Source organism: Catenibacterium sp. co_0103, assembly GCF_004168205.1.
GTDB lineage: Bacteria > Bacillota_I > Bacilli_A > Erysipelotrichales > Coprobacillaceae > Catenibacterium > Catenibacterium mitsuoka_A.
This window is the reverse complement of the sequence record NZ_RCYB01000141.1, coordinates 1-3591: the sequence shown is the minus strand read 5'-3', so window position 1 is coordinate 3591 and position 3591 is coordinate 1. Positions and strand designations below refer to the sequence as shown.

The window sequence follows — 3591 nt, the reverse complement described above, 5'->3', positions numbered from 1 at the left end:
CACGGCAAGTTGATAATGTCCCAATTGGGACATTATCAACTTGGATACATTGAGACATTATCACATTGGAATCAGATAAGCGAAAACAATTGCAGAATTACTCTTAAACTTGCGGGGTAGGAATGCTATAATGGGTGTAATTATGGAGGCAGTTATGATAAAAGGTTGTATATTTGATTTAGATGGAACATTAGTTGATTCTTTAAAGGATCTTGCAGTTAGTACAAATCATGCTTTGGAGGCATGTGAGTTAGCACCACATCCTATTGAAAACTATAAACAGTATGTAGGTAATGGTGTTTTAAAACTAGTAGAACGTGCACTTGGAGAAGATCATCAGGATTTGTTTGATCAATGTTTACAAGAATTCATGGACCACTATAAGGATCATTGTTTTGATTACACAGCACCATATCCTGGTATTAAGGAATTAGTAGAAGATTTACATAAAGAAGGTATTAAACTTGCTTGTGTTACTAATAAACCACATACAGTAGCTGAAGTGATTGTACCTAAGCTATTTGGTGATCGCTTTATTACTACATATGGAGGATGTGCAGATTATCCTAAAAAGCCTGATATTACTTCTTTAAACCTTGCATTAAATGATATTGGTTTAACCAAGGATGAATGTGTCTTTATTGGGGATTCTAATGTTGATATAGAAACAGGAATTAACGCTTCTATGAAGACAATTGGCTGTGATTGGGGATTTAGAGGGGAAGCAGAGTTAAAGGCTGCAGGAGCTACTAAAATCGCTTATAAGGCACATGATATCAAGGAGTATGTAGATGATTGGAATAAGTAAATGCTTATGTGGCTATGATTGTACTTATCGAGGAGATTCTAATAGAATAGAAGCATTAGAACTTATTGATAAGAAAGGTGAAGCAGTACTTATTTGTCCTGAAGTGTTAGGAGGACTCTCTATTCCTAGAGATCCTGCTGAAATAGTTTCAGAAGAGCCATTATGTGTAGAGACAGTTAATGGTAAAAATGTTACAAAGGAATATGTAGAGGGAGCACAGAAGGCACTAGATATACTTAAAGCATTTGATATTGATTATGTTATTTTAAAGAGCCGTTCACCTAGCTGTGGTCTTAATCATATTTATGATGGCTCATTCTCCCACAGGGTCATTGATGCAGATGGAATCTTTGTACGTTTACTAAAAAAAGAAGGATATAAGATTTATACAGAAGAAAATTATCCAGGTAAGCAGTAAAAAATATACAAAGTAAGCGCTAGACTAGAAAAATAGGAATGAATATATTAGAATATGAGTATATGAAATAGGAGGAATATATAATGGGTCATATTTTAAAGGTCCAGCCAGTTTTAAAAGAAAAGATCTGGGGTGGAACTAAGTTAAGAGATGTTTATGGTTATGATATCCCAAGTGATCATACAGGAGAAGCATGGGTTATCTCAGGTCATAAGAGTGGCGATTGCCCAATCGTTGAAGGTGAATATAAAGGAAAAACAGTATCATGGATGTTTGAAAATCATCGTGAATTATTTGGTAATGTAGAAGGAAATCAGTTCCCATTACTTGTAAAAATTATTGATGCTAAACAGGATTTATCTGTACAGGTACATCCAGATAATGAATATGCAAAAATTCATGAAAATTCTTTAGGTAAGACTGAATCTTGGTATGTATTACAGGCGGATGAAGGTACAGATATGGTTATGGGTCATTATGCTAAAACTAAAGAAGAATTCATTAAGGATATTGAAGAAGATAAGTATGATGAATTACTCAATCGTTTTAAAATCCATAAGGGTGATTTCTTCTATATCCCAGCAGGTACATTACATGCGATCTGTGGTGGTTCATTAATCTATGAAGCACAGCAGTCTTCAGATATCACTTATCGTGTTTACGATTATCATCGTAAGGGTGATGATGGTAAAGAAAGAGAATTACATGTACAGCAGTCAATCGACTGTACAAAGGTACCATCTGATTTAGATCAGAATAAATTATTTGTAAATACTAAATTAGACCATGGTTCTAAGACTAGATATTTAAAGTGTGAATATTTAACTGTTGATCATTACTTAATTGAAGGAAGTACAGAAATTAAAAATGATGATCCATTCCAGTTAGTATCAGTCATTGATGGTGAAGGTACTGTCAATGATATGCCTATTAAAAAGGGTGATCAGTTTATTATCTGTTCAGATGTTGATTTAGTACATTATGAAGGTGGACTAGAATTAATGGTGACAACACTATAATTCATTTAAGAGCACAAAAGTGCTCTTTTATTGACTTCTATTGAAATGCTTCGTATAATTTTGGTATAAAATTGATGATAAGGAGAAAAGGTATGGATATATATGAAAAAGCATTAGCACTTCATAAAGAACATCATGGTAAGATGGAAATCAATGTGAAGGTACCAATGGAAACAATGGAAGATTTGTCTATGGCTTATACACCTGGTGTTGCTCAGCCATGTCGTGAAATCCACAATAATCCAGAAACTGTTTATGATTATACATGGAAGGGGAATAGTGTGGCAGTAGTCAGTGATGGAACTGCGGTACTAGGACTTGGTGATATTGGCCCTGCTGCAGGACTTCCAGTAATGGAAGGTAAATCTATCTTATTTAAGAAATATGCGAATATTGATGCTGTTCCTCTTTGTATTGATACAAAGGATCCTCAGGAAATCATTAAGTTCTGTAAACAGATTGCTCCCACTTTTGGTGGTATTAACCTAGAAGACATCAGTGCACCACGTTGTGTAGAAATTGAAAGAACACTAAAGAAAGAATTAGATATTCCTGTATTCCATGATGATCAGCATGGTACAGCTATTGTCGTTACTGCTGCTTTAGTCAATGCCTTAAAGGTTGTTGGTAAGAAGCCAGAAGACGGGACTGTTGTAGTCAGTGGTACAGGTGCTGCAGGAAGCTCTATTATCCATATGATTCATGACTTAGGTGTTAAGGAAATCTATGGCTTTAATATCAATGGTATTGTGATCAAGGATGATTATGATAAGTATGACTTCTTAACTCAGGAATTAACAGAAATTACAAACAAATCTAATAAACGTATGACTATGGCAGAAGCAGTCAAAGAAGCAGATGTCTTTATTGGTGTTTCAGCTCCAGGTCTTCTTACTAAAGAAATGGTTCAGTCAATGAAAGAAAAGCCAATTGTATTCGCAATGGCTAATCCAGAACCTGAAATTAAATATCATGATGCAGTAAATGCAGGTGCTGCAGTCGTAGGAACTGGACGTTCAGACTTCCCTAACCAGATCAATAATGTATTAGCCTTCCCAGGCTTATTTAGAGGCGCTTTAGATGTTCATGCCACTAAGATTACTGAAGGTATGAAATTAGCTGCTGCAAAGGGCTTAGCAAGTCTTGTAAGCGATGAAGAATTAAACAAGGATTACATCATCCCTCGTGCGACTGATGCGCGTGTAGCAGTGACTGTTGCAAAAGCAGTAAGTGACCAAGCTATTAAAGAAGATGTAATTGCGCATAAATAATGAACCTTTAATTTTTAAGGGGGGTCAATAAAAAACTCGCTTTAAATATTTGGGGGTTTCCACTTGTAAAGGGCA

Annotated in this window: 4 protein-coding genes; all 4 read left to right on the top strand. The window is 35.3% G+C overall.

From position 1 onward, the window contains the following. The first annotated feature begins 154 nt into the window (after positions 1-154). The 4 genes from EAI80_RS12385 (at position 155) to EAI80_RS12370 (ending at position 3516) form a co-directional block, all read left to right on the top strand. On the top strand, positions 155-808 hold the full coding sequence (locus tag EAI80_RS12385) for an HAD family hydrolase (protein ID WP_129982283.1): 654 nt from the start codon (positions 155-157) through the stop codon (positions 806-808). Then, positions 792-1226, top strand: coding sequence for a DUF523 domain-containing protein (locus EAI80_RS12380; protein ID WP_129982282.1), 435 nt, complete (start codon positions 792-794; stop codon positions 1224-1226). The genes EAI80_RS12385 and EAI80_RS12380 overlap by 17 nt, the downstream gene beginning before the upstream one ends. Before the next feature lie 83 nt (positions 1227-1309). Next, the gene (locus EAI80_RS12375) at positions 1310-2245 is read left to right on the top strand and encodes a type I phosphomannose isomerase catalytic subunit (RefSeq protein ID WP_129982281.1); all 936 of its coding nucleotides are present in this window, start codon (positions 1310-1312) and stop codon (positions 2243-2245) included. Positions 2246-2337: 92 nt separating this feature from the next. Continuing rightward, positions 2338-3516: a malic enzyme-like NAD(P)-binding protein gene (locus EAI80_RS12370; protein WP_129982280.1), complete on the top strand. Its 1179-nt coding sequence runs from the start codon at positions 2338-2340 to the stop codon at positions 3514-3516. The last annotated feature ends 75 nt before the right edge of the window (positions 3517-3591 follow it).

What these genes read in the sequence shown, in the direction of transcription:
- EAI80_RS12385 (WP_129982283.1), top strand. Translation starts at nt 155, where the DNA reads ATGATAAAAGGTTGTATATTTGATTTAGATGGAACATTAGTTGATTCT.
- EAI80_RS12380 (WP_129982282.1), top strand. Translation starts at nt 792, where the DNA reads ATGATTGGAATAAGTAAATGCTTATGTGGCTATGATTGTACTTATCGA.
- EAI80_RS12375 (WP_129982281.1), top strand. Translation starts at nt 1,310, where the DNA reads ATGGGTCATATTTTAAAGGTCCAGCCAGTTTTAAAAGAAAAGATCTGG.
- EAI80_RS12370 (WP_129982280.1), top strand. Translation starts at nt 2,338, where the DNA reads ATGGATATATATGAAAAAGCATTAGCACTTCATAAAGAACATCATGGT.